We start from the raw sequence: 25,177 nt of genomic DNA on the forward strand, positions 1-25,177 counted from the left end.
TTAAACAAACAAAATAATGGCACAGCCTTATATTGGGGAAATCAGGATGTTCGGGGGAAATTTTGCGCCTGCCGGATGGTTGTTTTGCGAAGGGCAGCTTCTCGCTATCTCCGAAAATGAAACCCTTTTTCAATTAATAGGAACCACTTATGGTGGCGATGGCGAATCCACTTTTTCTCTTCCTGACATGAGAGGGCGCCTGCCCCTGCATCAGGGAAACGGCTTCATTCTTGCCGAGTCTGGCGGCTCAGAAGAAATTACACTGACTGCTAATCAGATCCCGGCTCATCCACACTCCTTTTTTGCGTCGGCGAATGGTGCAAATACGGCCCAGCCTCAAAATGCGGTAGTGGGCAACTCATCGGCAGTGCAGATGTTTATGGGTGACCCGCCGTCGGGGGCCTCGATGAACCCGACGAGCATCCGGCCCGTCGGCGGGTCGCAGCCGCACACCAATTTTCAGCCTTATCTGTGTGTGAGCTTCATCATTTCACTTTTCGGCATATTTCCCTCACCGACCTGATTCTGAACGCCTTTCGGTATTTCAGCAAAAATCTTTTCCCTTTTAATTAAACACCTTTTCCAATGGCAGAACCTTTTGTAGCCGAAATAAGAATAGTCCCTTTTAATTTTGCGCCCCAAGGCTGGGCCTGGTGCGATGGACAATTATTTCCTATCTCTCAGAATACAGCATTGTTTTCATTATTAGGCACCACATATGGTGGTGACGGCAAATCCACTTTTGCACTGCCAGACCTTCAAGGGCGTTCACCGATGCATCCGGGACAAGGACCCGGGCTGTCAGAGCATAGCCTGGGAGAATCTGGCGGCTCGGAGAGGGTGACGCTGCTTGAGGGGGAGATTCCCCAGCACGGACATACCATTGGCCTGACACCGCAGCCAGGCGAAATTTCGGATCCCTCAGGGCATACCATCGCAAGATCTGTCGGCGGCGCTGTCTTTCAGCCGGGAAGTCCAAATGTCAACATGTCTGCAAGTTCAATAGGGCCGGCAGGCGATAGTCAGCCCCATAACAACATGCAGCCCTATCTGACCACTTATTTCTGCCTCGCGCTTCAAGGCGTCTTTCCCATGCGGCCATAATGCTCTTTTGATCACTCTGACTTTTACAACTGAAAATTTTTTATTGACAAATGGAATTTAAGCCTGCTCACCCAAGCATTCATCTTCGCCGCATTGCCCAACGAGATATGCCTTCCCTGCTCGCCATCTATGCAAGCACGCGGCAAGCGGAATTGGAAAAAGTGCCGCAATGGAGTGAAACGATGAAAACCGAATTCATCAAAAGTCAGTTTGAAGCGCAGCACAACCATTATCAGAGAAACTACTCAGGGGCAGATTTCTGGGTGATCTGCAAAAACAAATCGAATGCAGGCAGGCTCTATTTCCACGAAAACTTTCAGGGCCGGGGTATGCGGATCATTGACATTACACTGCTTCCCTCCTATCAAAATTGCGGAATAGGAACAAGCATACTGCAAGATCTGATGCAACTTTCGGCTCAGCTCGAAAGGCCGCTGAGCATTCATGTTGAATCATTTAACCCTGCCAAAAACCTCTATAACCGGCTGGGATTTAAGAAAATAAGCGAAACAAACGGAGTCTATCATTTAATGGAATGGAAACATACGATTTAAGCCGGGTAACCGCCCAGGATTTCAAGGATTATCTGGGTCAAAAGCTGCACATTGAATTTTTATCAGGCGAGCCTGTGCCGGTTACTGTTAAGCGTGTGACCGATCTTGAAACCTATTCGCCCCTCGAAAGAGGCGCTTTCTCAGTTGTCCTGCAAACTGATGGTGATTCATCGCACCGGCCACAGGGCATTTACCGGATCTTGTATCCTCAATCACATTCGCTTGAAGTGTTCCTGGTTCCAATCGGCACCGACCAGAGCGGCACGAGATACGAAGCCGTATTTTCTTAATCTCCATGGGCATCACCAAATAAGGTGATGCCCGTCCTTTTTACTCAAAAATCAAAACATGAAAAACTTTTACCTCATTCTGGCCGGGGCGGCCATGCTTGCTTCCGGCGTCTTCATCAATCAAACCCAGCATCACCCGATTGCCCAGCTCCAAATGTCTGCATGGACGAGCGTAAATCAGGGAAGTAAACAAATCGCTAATGCTCCGTTTAAACAAAAAATAGCGCATAATGTCACATTTCTCGTGCCAACGGTCACTGCCACAAACACTTATGCGCTTACCAACGACACTGGCCTGACGGGCGCATCCGCAGGTGATGAGCTTGAATATACGGTTACGATCTCCAACAGCGGCACAGATGCAGCAGGCGTCAGTTTTACAGACCAGATTGATGCTAATACAACACTTGTCGCCGGATCTGTTAAAGTAAGCCCTATTGCTCAAAATGACACTTACAACACCATTGGAAACGTCGGGATTGAGATTGCTGCGGGAGGCGGCGTGCTTGCCAATGATGTAAGTCCAAATGGCGCTACACTCAGTATATCAGGATCGGGGCCGATAGGAACCACCCAGGGAGGTGTGGTGACGCTGGACTACGCCACGGGCGCATTTACTTACGAGCCTGCTCCGGGGTTCACTGGTAACGACACTTTTACATACACCTTGGAAAACCAATCGGGGTTAACCTCTCAGGCAACGGTAACCATTACTTCCACCGGCGCGATATGGTTTGTAAATGCAGCAGCGAATGCCAGCGGTGAGAATGGAACATTAGCCGGCCCTTTCACTTCCCTGGCGGGCCTGCAAGCCATCAATGACGGCGGTGCGCTGCATCCGCAACCAGGTCATGCCATATTCTTATACACGGGAAACTACACAGGCCCGATCACATTACTTGATCAGCAAAAGCTCATTGGCCAGGGTGCAAGCGGAGCGCTTCTAACGATCGCAGGTTATGGCGCGCCAAGCGGAAACACCCAGCTTCCCTCGACGGGCGGAACCAGGCCAACATTAACAAGCTCCGGCGGTTCGAATGTGATCAACACTGCTGCTTCGAATACAATCCAGGGATTGAATGCGGGTAATTCGGGTGGCGCCAAAATTGCTGGCTCAGCGGCTGGAACACTGACGGTTAGCGAGGTAGGATTATCCGGTGAAGGCAGTGCGCTTAACCTGGCTAATGTCACTTTTGCAGCGGAATTCTCGGAAGTGTCCTCAAACGTTACCTCGGGATCAGTAAGCCCAATTGACATTTCATCCAGTGGGGGTTCCTTGAGAATTAACGCGGGAACAATTTCGTCATCCAATGTCACGGCAATCGACATTGCCGGAAGCTCACTCGGGCTTAATGTGACATTGGCGGCGGTTTCCTGTAACAATGCAGCCAAAGGAATTTCCGTCTCGGGAACAACCGGAACATTTCAGATTACAGGCTCTGGAACAACTGCCGGTTCTGGCGGGACAATCCAAAATATTTCACAACGCGGCATTGAATTCTCGAACGCTTCGGGTGTCACTTTGAACAATATGAACCTCACTAACGCCAACACATCAGACTCCGGCGGATGCGGCACATCAGATAACTCCGGATGCAATGCGGCGGTTTATGCCAACAATGTAAATGCATTTAAACTTGAAAAAGTGAATATTGCCGGAAACACAACCCAGCATGGCATTAACCTTAGAGCTGTCAATGACTTGATTATCAATAACAGTTCTGTTGAGAAAGCTGGAAACTCTTCAATTGAAGGCGCCATTTATGCCACCAACACAACCGGAAACAGCTCGATTGCAAATTCGACTTTTGCCAACAGCACCATTGCAAATGCTCCTTCTGGAAGGGTTGCCTATTTTGGAAATACAAATACAAACCTGAATCTGCTGACGGTTAACAACGCTGATTTTACGGACTCGCCCAACAATGGCGGAATCCTGATTGAAGGTTACGGAAGCTCGCAAATGAAACTCAAAATTACTGGTGGAAGCCAGTTTTTACGCTGCCAGACACAGGGAATCAAAATGATATCCAATGACAACGCGCAGCTCGTGGGTGACATTCAGGGCGCTGTTGTAAACAACCTGGCGTTGGACGCGGTGACAAGACTAACATCAATCGGAATTGATTTTCAGTCAACAGGCACCTCATCATTGAATTACAACATTCTTAATAACAACATTCGAAGTAAAAATGGCCCCGGCATTAACCTGAAAGTTAGCAACAGCTCCACCCAGCAGGGAACTGTCGATGGCAATACAGTGGTGAGTGATGGAGGTGGTGGATCCGGGGTAAACCTTAACACGGAAGGTGTTGGTGCGAAAGGAATTGTAAAAATTAGCAACAACACGGTTTCAGGCATCGTCAATGATTTCGGCATTGCCTATTCAGGCTATTCTACGAGCAGCAGCACCAAAAGTGATGTGACCATCAGCGGGAATAATATCACCACCGGGCCCAATGCCTTTTATGATATTGATGTCAATCTGATTTCATCTCTTACAGACAATCAGGGCAAAGTTTGCGCTTACATTGCCAACAACACTGTGGCAGCAAATACCGGAATTGCATTGCGCTTACGTCCGGGTGCACCTGGAAATGAGATTATTGTGCAGGGTCCGGGCAATACACTTGCGGCTGTATGGAGTGCAAACGGAAATGTCCCATCCAATGCGTTTGTATTTCCAACTGGCTCAGGAACGACAACTTATAACACCGGTCAAACCTGCGCCGTTCCGAATGTATCCACTTTACGGGTCGCCGCGGAAGAGGAAATGACATTAAATCAGCAGTCGTCGGATGCGCAGAACACTTCAAACGTTATTCAGCCAGAAGCCGAACGCGCGCAGCCTGTGACCACAAAGCAAGAAATAGAACATGTGCAACAAACTGTGTCAGCGATTGACAAGCCAAATGGCAGAACAGCAGCTGCATTGGCGGGTGAAACCATTACAGTGAACGGAACCGGCAGCGGATTTGCACTGCCTGCCAATACAAATGTTGTGATCAAATTCAAGGTTACAATTAACAATGATATCCCTGTAACAACCTGCGAGGTTACGAATCAAGGATCGGTAACTGGCAATGATTTCGCTGCTGTCCTAACGGATGATCCGGCAACAGTAGCAGCAAGTGATCCAACGATGACGGCCGTTGTTTCCGCTCCCGTAATCAGCGCTTGTCCCGCCAATCAGGTTGTTAGCCCGGACGCTGGAACCTGTACGGCATCTTTGTCTCTGCCTGCAACTGTTCAGGGCTGCCCCGCGCCAACGGTTGTTTACAGCGTCTCCGGAAGCCCGATCACATTTCCCTACAACTTCCCGGCCGGGCTCACGACGGTTGAAGTGAACGCCTCCAATGGAATTGGCACAGATGCAACCTGCTCATTTACAGTGACGGTAACGCCCACTCCTGTGCCGGTAATCTCGCAAGACCCGCAGGAACAAATGATATGCGCGGGCGAAAATGCATCATTCAGTGTAACCGCAACTGGCACTATCACAACTTATCAGTGGCAGAAAAAACTTTCTGGTGGCGCATTTGCAAACATTGATGCCAGTGTAAATGCAAGCGCGGCCACAGCAACATTGGAGCTGACAAATGTTGCGGCAACAGATAACCAATCGGAATATCAATGCATAGTTTCCAATCCCTGCAATAGCGTAACGTCCTCAGCAGCGACATTAACTGTCAATGAAATTACTGCGTCGACAATTTCAGGCACCGCGACCGTTAATCAGGGTGCAGCTGCTCCCATAGTAACTTTCGGTGCAACCGGGGGGACCTTGCCTTACACATTTACTTACAAAATTAACGACGGAACGCCGGCCACCATTAGCACTTCCGGAGCGGCAACGACGGTTAATATCTCGCAGTCAGCCGCAAATGTGGGAGTCTTTACCTATGAGCTTATCAGTGTAACCGATGCGCAGGGCTGCACATTGACGCCAGCGTCCGCACAGACAGCAGTTGTTACAGTTGCCAATGGTCTTTCAGCTTCGATATCCGAAGGCAGCCCAGCATGTGTGGGTGCCACATCGCCGCAGGTTACCTTTACTGCGGTTAATGGCGTCGCTCCGTTTACTTTTACGTACAAACTAAATGGCGGCCCTGACGTGCAACTCAGCACAACCGGGGCTAACATGGCCGCCAGTATTTCTGTGCCTACCACGGCTGCGGGCAGTTTTTCCTATGAGCTTGTCAATGTCAGTGGAGCCGGAGATGCAAGCGCATCTGTTTCCGGACAAACCGCTGTGATCGTCGTGAATGATGTTCCGACGATAGCTCTGAGCGGAGATCAATACATCTGCTCAGCAGACCTGAACACTTATTCCGTGACTTTCACTGCCACCTCAGGAGCCATAGTGACAACGGATAAAGGAACGGTTTCCGGCAATTCCGTGGCGGATATCCCTAGTAACCAGACAGCCGTTTTAACCGTTACAAAAGATGGCTGTTCCAGCACATTATCGGTTTTCCGTGACTGCTCACTTCCTGTTACACTAATCGATTTTTCCGCCGCGCGCCAGGAAACTGCGGTGGTGTTGAAATGGAGGACAAGTGAAGAAACAAATAGCGAAAGATTTGACATTGAGCGCAGTGCTGACGGAAAATACTGGGAAGCAATTGGCGCAAACAAATCCAGCGGTGAGAGCGCAGCCATATTGCATTACACATTCACCGACGAAAAACCGAATACAGCAGATAATTTTTACCGGTTGAAGATGATCGACAAAGACCAGACATTCGCTTACAGCCGGATCGTGTTTGTGGGTGGCTTGGATGGCCACAATCTGGAAATTTACCCAAACCCAGTCGCGGATCTGTTAACTATAAAAACGAATGACCAGATCAGTTCAGTCGAACTGCATACTGTCAAAGGCATACTCGTTCACAAGTCACAAGGTGTTGTTTCCAAAACTGTATCAGTTGGCAATCTACCCGTCGGGATCTATGTGCTGTCAATTTATTACAAAGGCGGAAAAACAGATCGCCAGAAAGTGCTCATTATTAGGTAACCAAAATACCAATAACAGCTGCAAAGCGAAAAAAAGACATGCTTAAATTTGATTAGCGCGCTGAGCCCGGTATAGTTCCGGGCTCAGCACATTTATATTGGTACACCCGGTAGGTATTGGCTTGCAAATAAGTATTTCCCCCCCGCCTAAAAGGTAAAATGTGGTATAGTTGTTAGCCGATTCGCACCGGATAATTTCACTTGTTTTTGCGAAGCGCGTCTCTTTGGTCGTTGGTAATGCAATGCGTTGCTCGGCGGGTTTATCATGATCCTTCAAAAAATGCATCAGGTTGCTAAGCAATTGATTTTCCTCTTTTAAGGAAAATTGCTTGTAAGCTCGCAGAACAGCATCTTGTAATTCTTCAATCGAAACAGGTTTCAGCAAGTAGTCAATCGCCGAGAGCCGCATTGCCTGGATCGCATACTGATCGTAAGCGGTCACGAAAATAACCTCAAAATCAATATGTGAGAGACTACGCAACCAATCAAACCCACTTTGTACTGGCATATGTATATCCAGAAACACCAGATCGGGTTTGTGGTTATAGAGCAGGTTGCTAGCGGATCGGTATCAGCAGCCGCTCGTGAAGAGAAATTTCACTCTTTTGGCTATGAACGAGTGAATCCCGGGTCAATCGGGCAAAGTCAGATAAATAGGCATTCGCCCCTTGAATATCCTGTTTATTGATGAGCGCCTGGATAGAGCTGAGCGCATTGAATACGAAATATGGGTTCAACTGGGCATAAATGGTCTTTAATTCAAGCTGTAACCGGGATTTATCCATGTTCCCCTGGTTAATTTTGCTTCGCTGCCAGGCAAATAATACTACCAAACTCACAAAAACTAATGATAAGACGCCGGCTAAGATCTGGAAAAACATGGTCTCATACCACGCAGGTTTAACCTGGAAGGCATATTCGGTAATGCACTTGCGGTATCAAACACAGTCCGGGCAATCATTTCCTTCGGTCGTAATCGGAGAAAACCCTGATCCTTCTGCAATGTCTCAAAATGCTTGCTTCGCCCATGTATTTCCCAGAATGAATTATTATCTTTCCTCACAGCAACAATCAACCCGGGTGTCGATGGTTTATTGCTGTTTTTTAGAAAACTGTGGGAATATTCATCCCATTTGATTTGCGCATTTACAGAAGTCACGCCAAATATGGCCGCGACAAATAACGAGATCCCTTTTTTCATGTTGCTAATTTTTAACAACAAATGAACCTATTTAAAGAATACTTTTAAGTAGGATTGTGAATGCTGCAAAATTCACTGTGAATTCTGCTTACCACAGACTGTATGGCTTAAAATTGTAAGATTGAAGATTCCCCACTTTATTTGCTTTTATTTTCAAAAGTAATTGCAATTGTGAGGTAGAGAAAAAAAAATCGACGCCCCCATCAATTTAATCATACTCAATGAAATTGCTTACCTGTTCTTTTCGATGGCTGACAAGTCTGTTTTTAGTTGTCGCTTTTCAGGCACAATCTCAGAATATGCAGGCCTATACATTTCCATCAAGTGAGGTGGTGTCGATTCACTCCAAACTTTTAAACGAAGAGCGCAAGATGTATGTGCATCGCCCGAAAGTAGACTCCGCGGATGGAAACAAACGATTTCCAGTGATATACGTATTGGATGGGGATAATCATTTTGCATTGCTTGCTCAGTATGTCGATTATCTGAGTCGGCCCGACGTTTTAGCGATGCCGGAGACAATCGTCGTTGGCATCCCGAATACAAAACGAACCAGAGACCTTACCCCAACCAACAGCTTGCTCAACTACGAGGGCAAGCCAGACGGCAGTTCGTATGCAGGCAGTGGCGGGAACGAAAAATTTTTGCAATTCATCCAGACCGAATTGATGCCAATGGTCGACAAAAATTATAAAACAGGGCCCTACAAAATATTTGCCGGGCACTCCTTTGGGGGCCTTTCAGTGCTTAATTGTCTGTTGACCCATCCCGATCTGTTTGATGCGTATGTTTCCATAAGCCCATCCCTTTGGTGGGACAAGGAGTATCTGTTGAGAATGACCGATGAAACACTAAAAAACGGTGCAGCATTAGACAAAATATTTTTTTACAGTGACGGAAACGAAGGGGGGAATAATTCTTTTTTTCATAAGAATTTATTGCAGCTTGATGCAACAATTGCTAAAAAGAAGCTGAAAGGATTTGATTATCTCTACAAACATTACCCCACCGAAACCCACATGACCGAACCCGTTGTGGCTTATTTCGATGCGCTGCGATTCATTTTTAAAGACTGGGAAAAAAGTCGCTAAGGATTCTCACAAATGCAAATGAAAAGGGCTATTAGCCAGAGCCAGCAGCTCAGTGGTTAATAGCCCTTTTGCCTTCAATTATTTTGGTAAAATTGTAAATTTCTTTTCACCATAAAAGACGTATTTGTCGGCGGTTATGACGTAAGCCCGGTAGTAGATCGCGCCATAGTATGGAAATTTAGCATGTGATTGTTTTACTTCACCAAGGATCGCGGGATATGGTGCGGTAAATTTTTCGAGAAGAACTCCAGGGTTATCGATGTAAATCTCATCATTCGGTACATCTGTGGTATATGGAATGTATGAAATTCCATATTCTACAATTCCTTTGCTTCCCAGATCTTTGAAGCTGAGCCGAAAGTTCATATCAATTCCATCATTAAGTCCAACTCCGCCTGCATAACCTGTTTCAATGACAGGATCGTTACTCGGAATAGAATGATCTACGCAGGAAAAAGTGATGATTGAAAATACCATCATTAAAAGACAAACGGGCAATAAAATTTTGGCCATTAAAAGGATTGTTAAAATGAAAGAATATTGAGTTTTGACAAGTCGCCGCGCTTTACGGAGCCTCCCAAGGAAAGTTAAATGTGTCACTGGCAAAAAGAGCCCACAAATTATCTAACGGTCACTTATTGGATGTGAACGTATTTGGCAAACCGTATTCAGGGCTTTACTCCGGCAGCTCTGCGAAAGGATTTTGTGACGATTGCAGATCTTTTTCATCAGGAACAAAAGAGTAAAAGCAAAAAAAAGAATCTCAATTTTTCATGGCTATTGATGATTTCGGGTAAAAGCTCATGACTAATTGATAAAGTTACGCCGACTGATGCTTAGGGCTGGCTTTTCATTCCGAATAGTGTAAATTAGTCCCTGATGATCCCAGAACTATCTGATAATTGTTAATAAATGGTTGACCCGCTAAGCAAGCACATTATATCCCGCCTGGGAGATGACATTGAGCACTTAGACAAAGTCCTGAGCTTTTTTAAACGCATTGAGGCCAAGCGGGGCCAGCAACTTTTACAGGAAGGTGAGATATGCAAATACGTTTACTTCGTTGCAAAGGGATGTTTACAAGTTTATGTCTACGATCGGAATTTCAATGAAACCACAAGGGACATCGTCATAGAAGACAATTGGTGTTCTGAATTGGTGAGCTTTGGAAGCGGAAAACCGGCTACGGAAAATATCCAGGCTGTCGAGCCTTGCGAGCTTTTTGCAATTGCCCGAAATGATTTTCAGCAGTTAATAGAAACAGTCCCGCAATTTGACAAAGTCTACAAACAAATCCTGGAAGCATCTTATGCCAACTCCGTTTACCGGATCAATACATTCGTCTCCCTTACGGCACTGGAAAGGATCAAATGGCTAATGCAAAACCGGCCCACATTGATGAGCCGGCTTTCAAGCAAATTAATTGCCTCTTATCTAGGCATCAACAAAGATGTTTTCAGCAGACTGAAAGCCAAGTTATAAAACATCGACTTTTGTCATCATCGATAAGATTTTGTTTGCAGAAATTTGATTCATTAACAACAATCAAATCTTCAAGCAATGAAAGAATATCTCTTATTATTCAGAAATGCAAGTGCTGAAAACGCCTATCTGTCGACTTCACAGGAAATGGCCGAAGACATGCCCAAATGGCAAGCCTGGATTGGCAGTATCGCCATGCAGGGCAAGTTGGTGCACACCGCCCCCATGGAATACAACGGAACAATCGTAAGTTGCGCCGGTGACACTGACAACCCTTATAAAGAAACAAACAGCGTGTTGGTTTCCGGTTTTTTAATCTGTAAAGCGGATAATTTACACCAGGTGCAGGAGTGGTCCAAAACTTGTCCGATCCTGCATTACCCAAGCAGCTCGGTAGAAATCCGCCCCCTGATTCCATTTCCAACAAATTAATCCGCTGACAGATGGATAAAATTCTAAACCTGGGGAGATACATTTTCCCATTGTCGTTTCTGCTGTATGTCGGCTTGCATTTAGGCAAACCACAAGTGGGGGCTTCATTCGTTCCCGACTATATTCCATTCCCGCTTTTCTGGAATTATTTTACGTTGCTATGCATCATTGCCTTTATTATCAGCGCGGTAGTCTGCAAGTACGACAAGCTAAGTTATACATTGATGGCTGTGTATGTAATCCTGATGGCAGTGCTGGTCCACATGCCCCGCGCGATGGGTCACGAACTGGATGCCGGTTTAATGTCCGCAAATTTGGACAGGGAAAAAGAGCTAGAAATGGTCAATATTTTTAGAAATATCATGGTGGCGGGTGCACTGCTGGCCTTTGCGAGGTTTGTAGCAAAAGACAAAAGAGTGATTGGTTAACAATGAGCCCCTACTCTGACCACCGCACAATTTACTGATTGACTGTCTGAAATCGAATATCAAACTGAATTTTTCGCTTGCATTGTGCTGGTTCGCATGACCCACCGATTGTTTCAAGTGCCAATGGCGGTTACGCAAGACAGATGGTATCTTCCACTGAATGATATTACAAATAACTCAGCCACCATTGCTCGCGGTGGCTTTGCTTATATTGGTCAAATTTCTTGCAAGCCGGATAAAGTGCGAGAATAATCGCGATCCAGATTAGATACACAATCGGCAGACTAAAACCGAAGCCCTTTAAATCGATCTCAAAATCGTGCTGAATTGCGGATTGCCAGCCATAGCCTGTCAACTGGGCGAGCACCATGCCTAAGATTCGGATGGTGTAAAGATGCAGTATATAATAAAAGAAAGGAACCCGGCCGAAAACGCAGAAAAAATCGACGAGCTTACCCCTCCACTTTTCAGAATTGGCCAGAAACAGGAAGGTAAATGTCAATGTGAACAGTAAATAGCAGAGCGACGGCGGATATTTGTTGACGTTGAACAACGACATGAATGTCCTGTCCGTCGTCTGCAAATGTATCCAGGGCACCGGGTCGCCATATACGTTTGCCCATCGGATCAGTACAAATAAGACAATGCTCCCAAGCCCGATCAGGTTGAAGAGCTTTTGCCGATGCTCAGTCCCAAAAGGAGACTGATAAAACTGTCCGAAATAATAGCCCAAAGACATCACGGCAATCCAGGGAATGATGGGGTAAACAATGGTGAGCGTCACATTTCCGCTCAGGATTTTAGTTGAATAAACCTCATGCAGTATCCCCCACCAGACAGTGTTCAAATGAATGTTGTCCAGCAAATTATGCCCAGCAATGATCAAAATTGAGATAATGGGAATCGCAGTGAGAGGTAAATGTATTAATGCAGCCAGGGCGATCATACTTACACCCAAAACCCAGATCACCGCCAAGTCCACGTTGGTGAATTCCACATTGAGATACCAGGCGAAAGCGATGATCGTAAGCTCCATAAAAATCAGCCCCAGACCGCGCTTGATCAAGAAAACAGACAAATCAGCTTTCGTGCGGCGCCTGCCCGACATGTATGCCGAAACGCCGGCGAGAAAGCTGAAAGTCGGCGCGCAGACGTGCGTTATAATGCGTGTCAGATACACCGGCAACGTTGCATGCGCCGGATTGCTGACATCAAAAAATGCGGCTGATTGATAAAAGTAGTCGCGCGTATGGTCAAGCGCCATCAATACCATCACAAACCCTTTTAAGAGGTCAATGGATTCGATGCGAGGTTTGGTCAGGGAGGTCATATGGGAGCGATTTACCTATAAAGACCGCATTATTAAAGTATATTCATCCCAACTTATTGAATGGTAAAAGACACCGCAGCAAACCACGGTGCAGTTTCTCTCTGCATCATTCGACCATACTTCCCTCGAGTCCGCAATCCGATTCCCGTTAGGAACGTGACGTGCAAGACGTACAATCCGGTGGCACGTTTTTATCTTATGTAGCAGCGATCGGAAAGAACTTACAAACCGCTATTGATCCCCAGTCGCTGATCTGATTTATGTATGAATAAATACGCTTATTTTAACCGTGATATCAGCTGGCTTTCCTTTAATGAAAGGGTCCTGATGGAAGCTGATAAGGAAACCGTGCCGCTTTTAGAGCGGATCAAATTCCTTTCGATCTATTCTTCCAACCTGGACGAATTTTACCGTGTGCGAATGCCCGTTATGCTACGACACCAGCAGCAAAAAGATAATGACGAGTATGATCAGGCAAATCAGATCATTGACGGACAGCAAAGCCGGTTCAGAAATATACTTTCCCAATCCATCCTTCCGGCATTAAATAAAAATGGAATTAACTTCTATTATCAGGACGGGATTCCACAGGATCTTTCCCTGGACATCACCGAGTATTTTTATTGCCACGTTGCAGGACTTTTACAGCCAGTGTTGCTGAGCGAAAATCAGGCGTTTTTTCCGGAAAATGACCTGTTGTATATTGTTGTCATTCTTGACAATGAAATGGATACGGAGCAGATAGCGGTGGTCAACATTCCTACCAACCATCTGGACCGTTTTGTCAGCATTCAAAAAAACGGGGAAGATCAGATTATGTTTTTAGATGAAGTTATCAAACAAAACCTGATACATGTTTTTCCAAAAGCAAAACACATTGATTCCTATAATATTAAGATAAACAGGGATGCCGTTCTGGATACCCTCGATGATGAAGCTGATGATATAACGGAAGTTCTTCAAAGACAGCTGCGTAAACGCAAATATGGTTTTGCTACCCGATTTTTGTATGAACCCGGCCTGCCGGAGCGCCATCTGCAAACCTTGAACGAGGCCTTTGATCTCAGTCAGGCAGCCATCGTTCAGGGAGGAAAATACCATAATTCCCGGGATTTGGCTTCATTGCCAGTCCGCGACCCATCATTATCTTACCCGGCCTGGCCAGCTGCCCGAAACCTTGACGGCATTGATCAAAGTAAAACCTTGTTTGATTCCCTGGTAGAGCATGACCAGATGGTCCATGCCCCCTATCAAAGTTATGACAGGATTTTAAGGTTCTTCAACGAAGCTGCGATTGATCCGGACACGGAAGAAATCTATACGACCATGTATCGGGTGGCTCACGATTCTAAGATTGCGCTGGCTCTGATCAGTGCCGCTAAAAATGGCAAAAAAGTCGTTGTTCTGGTGGAGCTGAAAGCAAGGTTTGATGAAGCCAATAATATCCGCTGGTCCAAAAAAATGAAGGCGGCCGGTGTGAAAATTGTACATAGTGTCAACTCGATCAAAGTACATGCTAAACTTGCGCTGGTCAAAAGAAACCATCCTGAAAGTCCGCTGCTGGGACTGCTGGCGACGGGCAACCTGAATGAAGGAACCGCAAGATTTTACACAGACCACATTCTTTTAACGGCCTACCAGCCAATGCTGAAAGAAGTAAAAAAGCTTTTCCGTTTCCTGAGCAAAAAGAAACGGCCGGAAATTACAGACAAAATCACATTCCAGCATCTGCTGGTGGCTCAATTCAACTTGCAAACCAAATTTTTACAGCTGCTGGACCGGGAAATCGTCCATGCAAAAAACGGCCTGGCCAGCGGTGTAACGATCAAATTAAATAATCTGGAAGAAGAAGTTTTGATCAACAGACTTTATGAAGCTTCCAATGCGGGCGTAAAAATCAATCTGATTGTCCGAAGTATTTGCAGGCTTGTTCCGGGCGTGCCAGGACAAAGCGCTAACATTACGGTAAAGCGCATTGTTGACAGATATCTGGAACATGGACGCATTTTCGTATTTACCAATAACACAGATCCTGAAATTTATATGGGATCAGCCGACTGGATGAACCGCAATATTTACAGACGCATTGAAGTGATATTTCCAATTTATAATGAAAAGATAAAAAAGCAGCTTCTGGAAATGATCGATTTACAGCTGGAAGATACGCAGCAAGCCGTTGTTATTGATGATCAATTAAGAAATGTCGTTTTGACTGACAAGAATCACATTCGTTCCCAGCATGCCATTTATGCACTTTTGTCTGGTGAAAAATAGATAAGCAGACTTCTATTGTGTTGCTCAGGCAATAAAATTGGTCAGCCGTTGCACCACATGATTTTAATATGGGTAACAAATGTCGCCATAGCTGCTTTTAAAACCCTTCCGATCTGAGGTCATACAGGGGGCGACAAATGCCCTGATTTTACTATCTGGTGGATATCATTTCGTTATTAAGAAGCTGATCTTGAATGGTAAGATTTGAATTCTCGATTCCTAAAACGCTGTCGTCCAATATTCTATTGAACCTTCGACCCGTTAAAATAAGGACTGCGCCAAGATATCTAAATCGAATTAAATCATTGTATTTAGACAAATCATCAACAATTGGCAAGTTGGGACCAGGCTTGTATTGCACATAAATGTCCACTTTTTTATATTCCAAAGAGTCACCGGGAAGCTGTACGTAAGAAACAATCAGTTTTCGAAAAACCGGGCTCCAATTGGAAATGTAGGACTCGTCTGGGATGCGTTCAATAATGTGGACCTGGGAGAATACTGGAATGTAAAAACCTAATATTGAAACTGTTATAGCAATAAATTTAAATATTTTCATGATTATTATTTTGGGAACGGCTTGCCTCTATAAAAAGCTTGCCAGAATCATCACGTATTCGGGCTTACTACATCAATGACCAGGGCGAGGACATCTCCGTTCGATTCGTTGCCGAAGTGGTCATGCCACGGATTAATATAACAACGGCAAACACCTAGCCATAAAAAAACCTGGCAAGTTCTGACTTGCCAGGTTTTTTTATGAATCCAAACCAACTATTTATCTATGCTGAATCTGAGTTTAACAAATTGTTGCCCCAGACCTGGGCGCCCCGAGGGCATTTCTACTTTCTTGCCTTCCAGGCTCCATTTTAAATAAAGATCAGTGGCTGGAATCTGGCTGTGCGAAACGACTTGGGTAAGCTGGCTTTTATCATTGACCAGGAAACTGACGATTACAATCCCCTTTTCCAGACGCGCCAAATCTGTATTCTCCACGTTGATTAACTGACTGATCTGCTGGCCTAAACTTTTGGTATGCTTGCCTGAGGCATGTTTTTTACCAATGGCGCCTTCCGCCTTTGCTGCTGACGATGCAAATGAAATTGTTGAAGTTAGCATGGCGATCAGGATCGCCGATTTTAAAAGCCTGGTGCTTAGGCTGCTGATTAGATTTATATTTTTCATAGCTATGGTTTTGCAACCTCTGGTTCGTCCAGATGGCATTGCAAACATAAAACCTTAGCACTCAGCTCCTGACAATTAACGAGTTAATGGTAGTTCCCTTTTAGTTTGCGGTTCTGCACCCTAATTCGCCATATTGTCTTCATCGATCTTGTCGGTATATTGATCCAGACAGCTGCCTTGTTTGTTTTTTCATACGATATCAGTTCTTTTAATTTCGATTGCAAAAATTACAATATCTTGAATGCAAGCAAGATTAAGATATTTGAACCTGATGCTATATACGTTTCTGAAATTCACTGAACTTTTCGTTGCATCCGGAGCCAGCCAAGCGCCTGTAATCATAGCTGCTAGCTGCACTCTATAAATTATTGTCAGTAATTGGAATTCTAGGCAAATACCAAGGCTCTCGTACATCCCCCGATGTATTTGTACTTTTTGGCTGTATTTGAAAAAAGCTTCGTTTTTCGATATGCAGAAGCTGGCTGTAAACTGCTGCAAGTGATCCACCCATGTGTCGTGATAAATCTAAATTTGAAAAATGTCCGGGACCTTCCTGCTCGCAGGATTGATTTGGGCCTTGTTGCTGATCGTCCATGGCTTGTATTGGATTAATTATTTTAATATTGTCAAAACAAAACAGAAGACCTGGTGATCTGATCGAATTCACTAATGACCTGGTCAAACTGCTCATTGGTAATGCCGCTCGCCCTGACTGCCAGTTCCCTAATATTTACATGCGAATCTTTTTCCAAACTGCCGTACCTGGGCAAGTTTAGCTCGCCTGGATTAGAAAAATTGGCCTGCATATACTGCTTTACCCAAATTTCAATAAATGGCCCGATCAGGGCCTGCTTGTAAGAGAAGTATCCCCTGACAATAATTTTAACCTGTCCGCCCGCCGGCACTGTAAAGATCTTTTCGTGGACCATTATCCATAAGTGTGTGATGGTATGGTAAATTTACAAAGAAGCATCCAGTGAAAACACCGGTTAACAATAACATAATGCTGTCTGAGAATCATATAAGTGATTTTGTCAATTATTGTATGCAGAATGTTATCAGGATCTGCTGACTGGTTTGATGAGAAATATTCAGCGCCGGATTTGAAATGACCTTTTACGTAGGCTTTGGCACCGCCCAGGGAGCCAAAAAATTCTTCATTAAGGCCAGCCTGGTCGTCAATATTGCCCGAGCCGAGTCTCTGCATCCTCAGAGATACAATTCCACCCGCCAATCGGCATTGCCCATCCAAAGTACTGGAAGCTCAAAAAACTGGATGCTGATAAATCCAAGCTGATGCAAATCAAGTATAGCGGATTGACAGAGAAGCAGCTACGCAGCGCCATCAAGGAATTCATGCAGATGCACGATTAGATCTGATAAAAAATTGGCGGCCTATTGCAGGCCGCCACACAATCTGCAACAAAGAAGTGAGCGCATTCTTTCAGCGGATACTTCTGGGTGGTTGTCGAAAACCAATCTGAGGCAGGCAGACCTGCCATTGCTTTGCAGTCAGACTTTGTAAATAGGTGACAGCAAGATGTTTTGCTGCGGAAAGGCTCCGCATCCGGAAGACCGGACCCCGCAATAGCCTGACAGAGATTGCAGCGCCAAATTAAAGCAAAGCAACAAGCGCCCGGCAAGGTTAACAAATGGTAACATGCGGCTTTGTGAATTTTAATGCGGGCCAAAAATACTTTGCACTAAATAAAACGGTATGACATAAGGCTGTCACTTCGCCATCCGAGCTTTGTAGAAACAAAAGCAAAATTAGTTTAACCACAAGCAAAGATGGAAAAAAACACAACAGACCCATGGGAATGGGGTAAGTACACAAATTCAGTACAGGCAGTCGAAATTAAGGCGCCAAATGGAACACTTTATTGCTCTGGCCAGGTTGCCATTGATGCAAATGGCCAGCCTCTAGCCGCTGACATGAATTCACAGTTAGCGTTAACGATCCGGAATCTGGAGCAGCTTATCGCTGAGGCCGGGTATGAGACGAGTGGCATTGTCAAACTAAATGTCTATACGACCTCGACACAAGAATTTTTCACTGACTGCATACAAACTTACCAAGCCTGGATAGCGAAGCATGGCATCAAACAAGCCACTACCATGCTGGAAGTGAAAGGTTTGTTTGGTGGGCTTACCATTGAACTCGAGGCGACAGTAGTTAAGTAATTATCTTGGTATAATGAAAGCCAGGAGCCTGAAATCCGGCTCCTGGCTTCTGGTAATATTTTTAACAACGGATCCGAAAATTGTTGAATGCGAATTAAAAATTGTAATTAAGGATCCGAAATCGACAAAGAAAACCTGGGCCATGAATGATTCAGAAACTACCCGCCTGTCACGACTGATCGCATTGCTTACACTGCTTCAAACGAAACGGACCGTTACTGCAACAGAATTGGCAAATCGCTTTTTGGTAAGTACCCGCACAATTTACCGCGATATAAGAACCCTTGAAAGCGCGGGCATTCCCATTGTGACGCAAGAAGGAAAGGGATATTCGATGCTGGAGGGATACCGTCTTCCTCCCGTTATGTTCACACGCCAGGAAGCAATAGCGCTCCTTACTGCTGAAAAGCTTGCCTGCAGACTAACCGATGTCGCCACTGCTCAGCTTAGCGGCGCTGCAATGGACAAGCTGCGGGCAGCGCTCAGGCATTCAGACCGCGACCACCTGGAAACAGTTGGGCCATATATACATGTGATGGAACCTGCCAGTGCATCCGATCGACCCGATACGTATCAACAATTAATAACCGCCGTTACGGCGAACCGGGTTGTTCGCATTGGCTATCTTGCCGCAGAGACGGGTGAGCCTACTGTTCGAGAGATTGAGCCGATAGGCCTGTATCTCAGTCAACATTGGCACGTGGTCGCCTATTGCCGCCTGCGGCAGGCATTTCGAAATTTTCGTCTGGACCGTATCAGTACTCTTGATGTTTCGGGTGAGCTGTTCTCTGTGCGCACGGAAACACTCCAGCAATATTGGATCAGCGAAGCTGGAAAAAATAATAAAGAAAAAGTTGTGATCCGGTTTAACCCGTCAATGATATCAAATGCCCAGGTACAGCATCTTCATGATACAAAACACCAATATGGCTGGGCGTATGAACAGATTTTGCCTGACGAAAGCATGGAGATTTTGTTTTTTGTAGGCTCACTCCCATATCTTGCAACCTGGCTATTACCATTTGCCGGAGCCATTTCAATTGTTGAGCCCATGTCATTGCGTGGACATTTAGCGGAGCTTGCACAACAGGCCTATGATTCTTTTGTTAAAAATGAATCTCAAACTGGCCGGAAAAATTAGTATGACAAAATCTGTATGTAACTGAAATCAGTTACTAAGCTACTTGCGGGAAGCATGGGTCTTTTGAAGAAGCTTTCCCAGGGGCATCCAGCCAATGGTTCCTTCCTCAAATTGATTATCGGTCAACATCATCTTTTGAGAGCCATCCGCCCGCATGACACCTATCTCTCCGTACGATTGCGGGTTGAATGGGTAGAGCGGGCATTCATCTTTAAAGCCGCTGCTGGCCGTGCTGTATGCGATCCATTTTCCGTCGGGCGACCAGGAACACTGCGCGTCATTACCGGGATCCGTCGTTAAACGTTGAAGCTGATTGCCGTCGGTTTTGATTGTATAGATATCATAATTATTTCCGGCTTTCCGGGTAAAAGCAATTACATCGCCTGCTGGTGACCACGCGGGGAAATTGTCGTGACTATCCTGTGTAAGGATCGTCGACTTGCCCGTCGCGACGTCGAGGATAAAGAGTCCTTTCGAATTTTCGGTCGAGGCCCGGTACACGATCTTTTTTCCATCCGGCGACCACGATGGGAAGCCATAGTTTCCACTTCCATCGGTCAATACTTTCAGGTTGGTCCCGTCCTGATCAATGATTGCAATGTCGGCTGTCGCCCGGCCTTTCAGCATTTGGAAAAAGTTGCCGAATCCAAATGCGATCCGATCTCCCTGCGGCGACCATACAGGCGCCAGGGCACTCTTTACCGAATCGCCAAACAGTATTTTCTTACCGGTTCCATCGGTGTTGATTTGGAGAATTTGATTATGTAAGGCGCCCGCAGTTTTATCATTACAAATCAGCAGGTTTCCCGCAGTTGGAGAAAAAGACGGAAACACACCCGAGCGAAGCAACGCAAACTGGGGAGCGTTACTGTGCAACGGATACATAGGCGGCCAGGCGTGTTGTTGTTCCCGGTGAAAAAGCATCTTTTTGCCATCCGCCGACCAGCGCGGATGATTAAATTCACCTTCTAAACTCAGGTGGCCATTCCCGAAAACAATGCTGCCGGGGGCTGTTGCCCTGACGTAGGCAATGCTTCCGTCGGCTAACCATTGAGGTGACAAATAAGCGCCGCTGTCTGCCGGAACCGGTACAATGGACTGATCTGAAAGATTGATTATGGCAATTTCGGAACTGGCTCCTATTCTCAGCTTTGGCTGTACGGTCGTTAGTTTTCTGACACCTTCCAGGGTGGTTTGGTACACCAGTAATTGCTTGCCATCCTTCGACCAGCAAGGACTTCCCACAAATGCATCCTGGCTCGTTCGTCTCACTAAATCGCTCCCATCCCAGCGCATGGTGTAAATTTCCGTGGAATGCAGCGTTCGGAAATCTTTGTCCGGAATGGGTTTTTTTGAATCCCGGTCAGAAGAAAAGGCAATCCATTGCCCATCCGCTGACCAGGCCGGGCGAAAATCACCGCCGGGGGAATGCGTTAAATTGGTTACCTTTTTGCTGACCAGATCTAAGGTGAAGATATCCGTATTGCCCGCCCGGCTGGAAAGAAAGGCAATGCGCTTCCCATCGGGAGAGATACTGGCCTGGTCATCGAAAGAAGGATGGCTAATCAATGGTTCCAAGCCCGTCCCATCAGGATGAACCCTGAAAATATCGGCTGACCCATTTCGCTCGGATGTAAATATGACCCATTGTCCGTCGTTGGAAAACGAAGCATTGTAGTCGAGTGCCGCGTGGGGAAGCAGGGGCCTGGCATTACTTCCGTCTGCATTGGCGATGAAGATGTCTGTATTAAGTGGCCCAAAATGAGCAAAAGCCAGTTGATAGGATGGCTCAGGAAAGGCGTGCCCGTGGGATGATGGAGCTGGTCTATCGGTGTATTGAAGAATGAAAAAATCAATCCAGAACAGGCAAACAATCAACAAGTACTTCTTCATGCTGAATAATGGTTAATGGTTTGGGTGGAATCACATTATTAGATACCAAAGACCAAACGTAAGCCGGTGATCGCCATTCATTGAGCACGGATCTACAACAAGCAGCGACATTTCGCGCATGCAACAACTGTTCTGTTTTTTGGCACAATTGTTCTGATTCAAATGAGTGGCAGAAGCAATTGGCGCGGCATTTTGCTAGGATAAAGGGTTAATGTCGATGGGAGTTTCAGGTCGGCTGTATTCAGACGGGTTCTTGCCGTAGACTTCGCGAAAGCACCTGGCAAAGTAATTCAGACTGCTGAAACCTACTTGCGCAGCTACTTCACCTACATTGCCATAGCCTCGTTCCAGCAGGTAAGCTGCCCTTTTCAAGCGGACGGAGCGGATAAATGCATTGGCTGAATGGCCTGTCAGCGCCGTTAACTTACGGTGTAGGTTAGAGCGGCTCATGCCCACGCCACGGCTCAGATCGGTCACGTCGAAAGCAGGATTTGACATTTGCTCCTCTACCAAGGCAAGGGCTCGTTGAAGAAATTGTTCGTCAGTAGAGGTAACTGTAATTTCTGTCGGCTGGAGTGTGATCTGCCGCGCGTATTTCTCGCGAAGTTTTTGGCGGCTTTCCAATAGATTTTTCACCCGAAGATGAAGTTCTTCCAGGCTGAAAGGTTTGGTCATATACTCGTCCGCGCCATTTACCAATCCCTGCAGCTTGCTTTCCATTCCTGCTTTTGCGGTGAGTAAGATGATTGGAATGTGAGAGGTTCGCTGATCAGTTTTGAGTTTTTCGCATAACATGAGCCCATCGAACCCAGGCATCATTACATCTGAAATAATGAGGTCGGGCAGCTGCTTGACGGCTTTTTCGTAACCTTCCAACCCATTTGAAGCTTCATCAACGGTGTAATGTACGGCCAGTGTTTCACGCATGAACTGCCGGAGCGCGACGTGGTCTTCCACCACCAGCAACTGAATGTTTGACGGTTTTTTACTTGGAGCAATCGTAGAAGTCGCTGCCGGAAGCGGAGGAACTTGCGGCTCGGCAGATATTTCAGAAAGTGGGGCCTGAGGAGCAGGAGCTTCTGCTGCAACCAGGAATAGTGGCAGCTGTACAGTAAAGGTAGTTCCCTTGCCGATTGCACTTTGAATTTGTATCCATCCATTATAGAGGTCAACCAACTCTTTGACGATGGCTAAGCCGAGGCCACTACCCTCGTAGGAGCGGGTTGCCGAAGTATCGACCTGATAAAAACGGTCGAAAATGCGTTCCTGGTCAGCAAGGGCAATGCCGATACCCGTATCTTCCACGACCAGCTGCAACGACATTTGCTCAGAATCAAGCAAGTCAAATCTGGCGGCAAACCTTACCGCGCCGCCGCCGGGCGTAAACTTAGCCGCATTGAAAAGCAGGTTAGATAAAATTGGCTCTAACCTGGCGCCATCCACGGCTACCCACAGAGGTTGTAGTGGAACTGAATACTCATAAACAATTCCCTTGCTTTCAAAAAGAGAAACAAAGGAGCCGGCAAGTCTTCTCAGAAACATGCTTAGTTCTGTTGGCTCAGTGTGGAGCGTAAGCTTACCCGCTTCAAGTTGGGAAAGATCCAGCAGCTGGTTCACCATGCCCAATAACTGCGCGGCACTTTGATCAATCAATTGATAATGCATTTGCCTTTCGCTAGCCGCACCTTCCTGGCGCATGAGTTTTTCAGTAATCCCCCGGATCAAGGCCAGAGGTGTGCGAAACTCATGGGAGATGTTCGCTACGAAGCGGGTTCGGAGTTCGTGAAGTTCCATTAACTGCTGCTTTTCCCGTTGCTGGATGAGCACATTCTGTGAGAGCTGTTCCACTTCGCGTTCCTTTGCGCCTAAGGTTCGATTAATAAATGCAAAGTCTTTGGCAAGCACAAGTGAAACGGCAACGGGTAAACTTATAAAGCTGATGTTAAAGAGCCAGTCCTGGTAGATGACCGGTGCCGGTAAGTACCCGTAAACGACTAACCGGAACAGGCAGAAGAAAACCAAAAAGCTGGTTGCGCCCCAAAGTATTAGCTTGGCTCCGCGTTGCTTTTTTTCAATGGCCAGATAGGCAAGCCGCATGGATTCCAGAGACACGGCCAGGACAAACAGGAAATTTTTCAGATAATCATCCTGGTAGGAAAGTTTTAGTAAAAACAGCACCAGCATACCGGCCGATAGGAACCAGAAGATAATGCCCCTCCGAAAGCCAAACAAACTGTATAGAGCCAACAGGAAGAAGTAAGTATTCGGCAAAATACCCGTCGTTAGTCTTAAAATCAACAGGTACATCTTGGATTCCACCAGGTAAGCCTGCTCCGCCTGAATGCCCGCCACGGTAGACAAAGCCACTAAAAAGGCATATACAAAGAAATACAGATTGGCCCGTTGGGCCGGGTAGAACCAGAAAAAGGCCAGGTGCAGAATTGCCAGCATGAAAAAAATACCTGCCCTGAACCAATCGAAACCTTTATTATTATTGACCTGCAACGCCTGGCTGGCGGCCCGCACTTCCTGCACTTTCAGGCGCAGCACCGGATTTCCCCGACCTAACATTTGGATGTAGGGAATATTTCGCTGCAAGGCAAAACGGACGGCGAGTACCTGGTCCCCGCCAGCGGTCAGCGGCAGCGGAAGTAGCTGGTCTGGCAGCGTTTCTGCTTGTACGTGGCTGGGTAACGGACTTACTTTCCCAACCCGGAGCAGCAGTCGTCCATTGAAGTAAATTTCTGATGCGCCCGTCTGTTCGATCAGCAAGGCGAGGGATTTTCGGGAAAGCGAGTCAGTTACCGAGAAATGCAACCGGAACCAGCAAATGGGAGCCTTCCAAATCGGTTGCACTTTATAAATATCCAACGTGGGATTGATCGGCAGCCAATCCCTATCGTTGTATTCAGGCCTCGCCCAATCCGGCTCGTCTCCGGCCTGGAATCTCCAACCTTTGTCCAGCAACAAACCGGAAGGCGGAAGCTGGTTGACACGGAGGACAGATTCCGGAATGGAATCGGCCCAACTGCTCCCATTGAATACAAACATGAGCATAAAAACATAGCACAGCAGCTTCATACGCCTAAGCAGGTTACCAAGAAAGATAAAACTTTTGATGGCGAACGCCTAGTCTTTTATCTCAACTTTTTCCAGCACTCCGTTGATTTTAATACTTCTGCAACATTGCATAGGCTTTGCGTAACCGATTAGTGGCTGGCGTCAATTTATCAATTGGTTCAAGGCAACTTTGTATTTAATTTTTCCATCTTCAATATCTTCTTTGTCATTCGTAGATAGAATACTGCTGCCGAGTTAGCCACTAATATGAAGGCTATGATGATCTGTCAAATATGCCAAGCGATTGCAAATGGCCGGGATCCAGGTTTTAAGCCATTGCTTTCCCAGGCAGATCCATTGTTTATTAGGGCTTCCTCCCGAATCCGCTGAACTAAAACTAGCTGATCAGCTACTCTTAAATGCAATGCAAAATGCGAGTGCCGGCAAAGGTGCTAAAAAATCGGAAGGGTTCTCACCAGGAAAGCTGGCATCCAGAAAGGCATTCCCGCCAG

At 46.2% G+C, this 25,177-nt stretch carries 24 protein-coding genes; 12 read left to right on the forward strand and 12 right to left on the reverse strand.

The window, feature by feature from the left end:
• Positions 1–16 precede the first annotated feature (16 nt).
• From LZG73_RS07760 to LZG73_RS07780, 5 genes are all read left to right on the forward strand, one after another.
• Positions 17–523 carry a phage tail protein gene (locus LZG73_RS07760; RefSeq protein WP_233847341.1) on the forward strand — a complete coding sequence of 169 codons (507 nt, stop codon included), beginning with the start codon at positions 17–19 and terminating at the stop codon, positions 521–523.
• Between the two features lie 62 nt (positions 524–585).
• Positions 586–1,104 (forward strand): phage tail protein, encoded by a 519-nt coding sequence (locus tag LZG73_RS07765; protein ID WP_233847342.1) that lies wholly within the window; start codon positions 586–588, stop codon positions 1,102–1,104.
• A 50-nt stretch (positions 1,105–1,154) separates the two neighbouring features.
• Entirely contained in the window at positions 1,155–1,658 is a 504-nt protein-coding gene (locus tag LZG73_RS07770; protein WP_233847344.1) for a GNAT family N-acetyltransferase, read from the forward strand.
• On the forward strand, positions 1,640–1,948 hold the full coding sequence (locus LZG73_RS07775; protein WP_233847346.1) for a DUF6916 family protein: 309 nt from the start codon (positions 1,640–1,642) through the stop codon (positions 1,946–1,948). The genes LZG73_RS07770 and LZG73_RS07775 overlap by 19 nt, the downstream gene beginning before the upstream one ends.
• Positions 1,949–2,006: 58 nt before the next feature.
• The gene (locus LZG73_RS07780; protein ID WP_233847348.1) at positions 2,007–6,965 is read left to right on the forward strand and encodes an Ig-like domain-containing protein; all 4,959 of its coding nucleotides are present in this window, start codon (positions 2,007–2,009) and stop codon (positions 6,963–6,965) included.
• 42 nt (positions 6,966–7,007) lie between these two features.
• On the opposite strand, the gene LZG73_RS07785 is transcribed toward LZG73_RS07780, so the two are convergent.
• The 3 genes from LZG73_RS07785 to LZG73_RS07795 all read right to left on the reverse strand — a co-directional run bounded on the left by LZG73_RS07785 (position 7,008) and on the right by LZG73_RS07795 (position 8,165).
• Complete coding sequence (locus tag LZG73_RS07785; protein WP_233847350.1) at positions 7,008–7,490, reverse strand: LytTR family DNA-binding domain-containing protein; 483 nt, start codon at positions 7,488–7,490, stop codon at positions 7,008–7,010.
• A 31-nt stretch (positions 7,491–7,521) separates the two neighbouring features.
• Positions 7,522–7,749, reverse strand: a complete 228-nt coding sequence (locus LZG73_RS07790) for a histidine kinase (protein ID WP_233847352.1) — start codon at positions 7,747–7,749, stop codon at positions 7,522–7,524.
• A 77-nt stretch (positions 7,750–7,826) separates the two neighbouring features.
• Positions 7,827–8,165 carry a hypothetical protein gene (locus LZG73_RS07795; RefSeq protein ID WP_233847354.1) on the reverse strand — a complete coding sequence of 113 codons (339 nt, stop codon included), beginning with the start codon at positions 8,163–8,165 and terminating at the stop codon, positions 7,827–7,829.
• Positions 8,166–8,386: 221 nt separating this feature from the next.
• Between LZG73_RS07795 and LZG73_RS07800 the strand changes: the two genes are divergently transcribed.
• Positions 8,387–9,256, forward strand: a complete 870-nt coding sequence (locus tag LZG73_RS07800; protein ID WP_233847356.1) for an alpha/beta hydrolase — start codon at positions 8,387–8,389, stop codon at positions 9,254–9,256.
• A gap of 78 nt (positions 9,257–9,334) precedes the next feature.
• On the opposite strand, the gene LZG73_RS07805 is transcribed toward LZG73_RS07800, so the two are convergent.
• The gene (locus LZG73_RS07805; RefSeq protein WP_233847358.1) at positions 9,335–9,769 is read right to left on the reverse strand and encodes a hypothetical protein; all 435 of its coding nucleotides are present in this window, start codon (positions 9,767–9,769) and stop codon (positions 9,335–9,337) included.
• A 399-nt stretch (positions 9,770–10,168) separates the two neighbouring features.
• Between LZG73_RS07805 and LZG73_RS07810 the strand changes: the two genes are divergently transcribed.
• The 3 genes from LZG73_RS07810 to LZG73_RS07820 all read left to right on the forward strand — a co-directional run bounded on the left by LZG73_RS07810 (position 10,169) and on the right by LZG73_RS07820 (position 11,598).
• Positions 10,169–10,738, forward strand: a complete 570-nt coding sequence (locus LZG73_RS07810) for a Crp/Fnr family transcriptional regulator (RefSeq protein WP_233847360.1) — start codon at positions 10,169–10,171, stop codon at positions 10,736–10,738.
• A 78-nt stretch (positions 10,739–10,816) separates the two neighbouring features.
• Positions 10,817–11,170 (forward strand): YciI family protein, encoded by a 354-nt coding sequence (locus LZG73_RS07815; protein WP_233847362.1) that lies wholly within the window; start codon positions 10,817–10,819, stop codon positions 11,168–11,170.
• An 11-nt stretch (positions 11,171–11,181) separates the two neighbouring features.
• Positions 11,182–11,598, forward strand: coding sequence for a hypothetical protein (locus LZG73_RS07820; RefSeq protein ID WP_233847364.1), 417 nt, complete (start codon positions 11,182–11,184; stop codon positions 11,596–11,598).
• A 166-nt stretch (positions 11,599–11,764) separates the two neighbouring features.
• Here LZG73_RS07820 and LZG73_RS07825 read toward each other — a convergent pair whose 3' ends face one another.
• Positions 11,765–12,928 carry a DUF1624 domain-containing protein gene (locus LZG73_RS07825; protein WP_233847366.1) on the reverse strand — a complete coding sequence of 388 codons (1,164 nt, stop codon included), beginning with the start codon at positions 12,926–12,928 and terminating at the stop codon, positions 11,765–11,767.
• 264 nt (positions 12,929–13,192) lie between these two features.
• Here LZG73_RS07825 and ppk1 point away from each other — a divergent pair, with 264 nt between their 5' ends.
• Positions 13,193–15,202 carry a polyphosphate kinase 1 gene (gene ppk1 / locus LZG73_RS07830; RefSeq protein WP_233847367.1) on the forward strand — a complete coding sequence of 670 codons (2,010 nt, stop codon included), beginning with the start codon at positions 13,193–13,195 and terminating at the stop codon, positions 15,200–15,202.
• Between the two features lie 151 nt (positions 15,203–15,353).
• Here the strand turns inward: ppk1 and LZG73_RS07835 are convergent, their stop codons facing one another.
• The 5 genes from LZG73_RS07835 to LZG73_RS07855 all read right to left on the reverse strand — a co-directional run bounded on the left by LZG73_RS07835 (position 15,354) and on the right by LZG73_RS07855 (position 17,594).
• Positions 15,354–15,761 carry a hypothetical protein gene (locus tag LZG73_RS07835; protein WP_233847368.1) on the reverse strand — a complete coding sequence of 136 codons (408 nt, stop codon included), beginning with the start codon at positions 15,759–15,761 and terminating at the stop codon, positions 15,354–15,356.
• 215 nt (positions 15,762–15,976) lie between these two features.
• Positions 15,977–16,387, reverse strand: coding sequence for a hypothetical protein (locus LZG73_RS07840; RefSeq protein WP_233847369.1), 411 nt, complete (start codon positions 16,385–16,387; stop codon positions 15,977–15,979).
• 358 nt (positions 16,388–16,745) lie between these two features.
• Positions 16,746–16,982, reverse strand: coding sequence for a hypothetical protein (locus tag LZG73_RS07845; protein WP_233847370.1), 237 nt, complete (start codon positions 16,980–16,982; stop codon positions 16,746–16,748).
• Between the two features lie 31 nt (positions 16,983–17,013).
• The gene (locus LZG73_RS07850; protein WP_233847371.1) at positions 17,014–17,316 is read right to left on the reverse strand and encodes a hypothetical protein; all 303 of its coding nucleotides are present in this window, start codon (positions 17,314–17,316) and stop codon (positions 17,014–17,016) included.
• Positions 17,316–17,594 (reverse strand): hypothetical protein, encoded by a 279-nt coding sequence (locus LZG73_RS07855; protein ID WP_233847372.1) that lies wholly within the window; start codon positions 17,592–17,594, stop codon positions 17,316–17,318. The genes LZG73_RS07850 and LZG73_RS07855 overlap by 1 nt, the downstream gene beginning before the upstream one ends.
• A 584-nt stretch (positions 17,595–18,178) precedes the next feature.
• On the opposite strand from LZG73_RS07855, the gene LZG73_RS07860 reads away from it, so the two are divergent.
• Both LZG73_RS07860 and LZG73_RS07865 read left to right on the forward strand, forming a co-directional pair.
• Positions 18,179–18,571, forward strand: a complete 393-nt coding sequence (locus LZG73_RS07860) for a RidA family protein (protein ID WP_233847374.1) — start codon at positions 18,179–18,181, stop codon at positions 18,569–18,571.
• A gap of 13 nt (positions 18,572–18,584) precedes the next feature.
• Positions 18,585–19,712 carry a YafY family protein gene (locus LZG73_RS07865; RefSeq protein ID WP_233847376.1) on the forward strand — a complete coding sequence of 376 codons (1,128 nt, stop codon included), beginning with the start codon at positions 18,585–18,587 and terminating at the stop codon, positions 19,710–19,712.
• Positions 19,713–19,751: 39 nt separating this feature from the next.
• Here the strand turns inward: LZG73_RS07865 and LZG73_RS07870 are convergent, their stop codons facing one another.
• Together LZG73_RS07870 and LZG73_RS07875 are read right to left on the reverse strand one after the other, a co-directional pair.
• Positions 19,752–21,605, reverse strand: a complete 1,854-nt coding sequence (locus LZG73_RS07870) for a DPP IV N-terminal domain-containing protein (protein WP_233847378.1) — start codon at positions 21,603–21,605, stop codon at positions 19,752–19,754.
• 195 nt (positions 21,606–21,800) lie between these two features.
• Positions 21,801–24,686, reverse strand: a complete 2,886-nt coding sequence (locus tag LZG73_RS07875; RefSeq protein ID WP_233847379.1) for an ATP-binding protein — start codon at positions 24,684–24,686, stop codon at positions 21,801–21,803.
• Positions 24,687–25,177: the final 491 nt, after the last annotated feature.

The sequence above is a fragment of the Dyadobacter sp. CY326 genome (assembly GCF_021390515.1).
Lineage (GTDB): Bacteria > Bacteroidota > Bacteroidia > Cytophagales > Spirosomataceae > Dyadobacter.

Bases quoted from the DNA above. Each gene is read 5' to 3' on its own strand.
- LZG73_RS07780 (WP_233847348.1), top strand. From the start codon at position 2,007: ATGAAAAACTTTTACCTCATTCTGGCCGGGGCGGCCATGCTTGCTTCC.
- LZG73_RS07825 (WP_233847366.1), bottom strand. From the start codon at position 12,928: ATGACCTCCCTGACCAAACCTCGCATCGAATCCATTGACCTCTTAAAA.
- LZG73_RS07860 (WP_233847374.1), top strand. From the start codon at position 18,179: ATGGAAAAAAACACAACAGACCCATGGGAATGGGGTAAGTACACAAAT.
- LZG73_RS07875 (WP_233847379.1), bottom strand. From the start codon at position 24,686: ATGAAGCTGCTGTGCTATGTTTTTATGCTCATGTTTGTATTCAATGGG.
- LZG73_RS07795 (WP_233847354.1), bottom strand. From the start codon at position 8,165: ATGAAAAAAGGGATCTCGTTATTTGTCGCGGCCATATTTGGCGTGACT.
- LZG73_RS07805 (WP_233847358.1), bottom strand. From the start codon at position 9,769: ATGGCCAAAATTTTATTGCCCGTTTGTCTTTTAATGATGGTATTTTCA.
- LZG73_RS07790 (WP_233847352.1), bottom strand. From the start codon at position 7,749: ATGGATAAATCCCGGTTACAGCTTGAATTAAAGACCATTTATGCCCAG.
- LZG73_RS07820 (WP_233847364.1), top strand. From the start codon at position 11,182: ATGGATAAAATTCTAAACCTGGGGAGATACATTTTCCCATTGTCGTTT.
- LZG73_RS07800 (WP_233847356.1), top strand. From the start codon at position 8,387: ATGAAATTGCTTACCTGTTCTTTTCGATGGCTGACAAGTCTGTTTTTA.
- LZG73_RS07810 (WP_233847360.1), top strand. From the start codon at position 10,169: ATGGTTGACCCGCTAAGCAAGCACATTATATCCCGCCTGGGAGATGAC.
- LZG73_RS07765 (WP_233847342.1), top strand. From the start codon at position 586: ATGGCAGAACCTTTTGTAGCCGAAATAAGAATAGTCCCTTTTAATTTT.
- LZG73_RS07845 (WP_233847370.1), bottom strand. From the start codon at position 16,982: ATGGACGATCAGCAACAAGGCCCAAATCAATCCTGCGAGCAGGAAGGT.
- LZG73_RS07850 (WP_233847371.1), bottom strand. From the start codon at position 17,316: ATGGTCCACGAAAAGATCTTTACAGTGCCGGCGGGCGGACAGGTTAAA.
- ppk1 (WP_233847367.1), top strand. From the start codon at position 13,193: ATGAATAAATACGCTTATTTTAACCGTGATATCAGCTGGCTTTCCTTT.
- LZG73_RS07870 (WP_233847378.1), bottom strand. From the start codon at position 21,605: ATGAAGAAGTACTTGTTGATTGTTTGCCTGTTCTGGATTGATTTTTTC.
- LZG73_RS07835 (WP_233847368.1), bottom strand. From the start codon at position 15,761: ATGAAAATATTTAAATTTATTGCTATAACAGTTTCAATATTAGGTTTT.
- LZG73_RS07760 (WP_233847341.1), top strand. From the start codon at position 17: ATGGCACAGCCTTATATTGGGGAAATCAGGATGTTCGGGGGAAATTTT.
- LZG73_RS07865 (WP_233847376.1), top strand. From the start codon at position 18,585: ATGAAAGCCAGGAGCCTGAAATCCGGCTCCTGGCTTCTGGTAATATTT.
- LZG73_RS07775 (WP_233847346.1), top strand. From the start codon at position 1,640: ATGGAAACATACGATTTAAGCCGGGTAACCGCCCAGGATTTCAAGGAT.
- LZG73_RS07815 (WP_233847362.1), top strand. From the start codon at position 10,817: ATGAAAGAATATCTCTTATTATTCAGAAATGCAAGTGCTGAAAACGCC.
- LZG73_RS07855 (WP_233847372.1), bottom strand. From the start codon at position 17,594: ATGCAGAGACTCGGCTCGGGCAATATTGACGACCAGGCTGGCCTTAAT.
- LZG73_RS07770 (WP_233847344.1), top strand. From the start codon at position 1,155: ATGGAATTTAAGCCTGCTCACCCAAGCATTCATCTTCGCCGCATTGCC.
- LZG73_RS07840 (WP_233847369.1), bottom strand. From the start codon at position 16,387: ATGAAAAATATAAATCTAATCAGCAGCCTAAGCACCAGGCTTTTAAAA.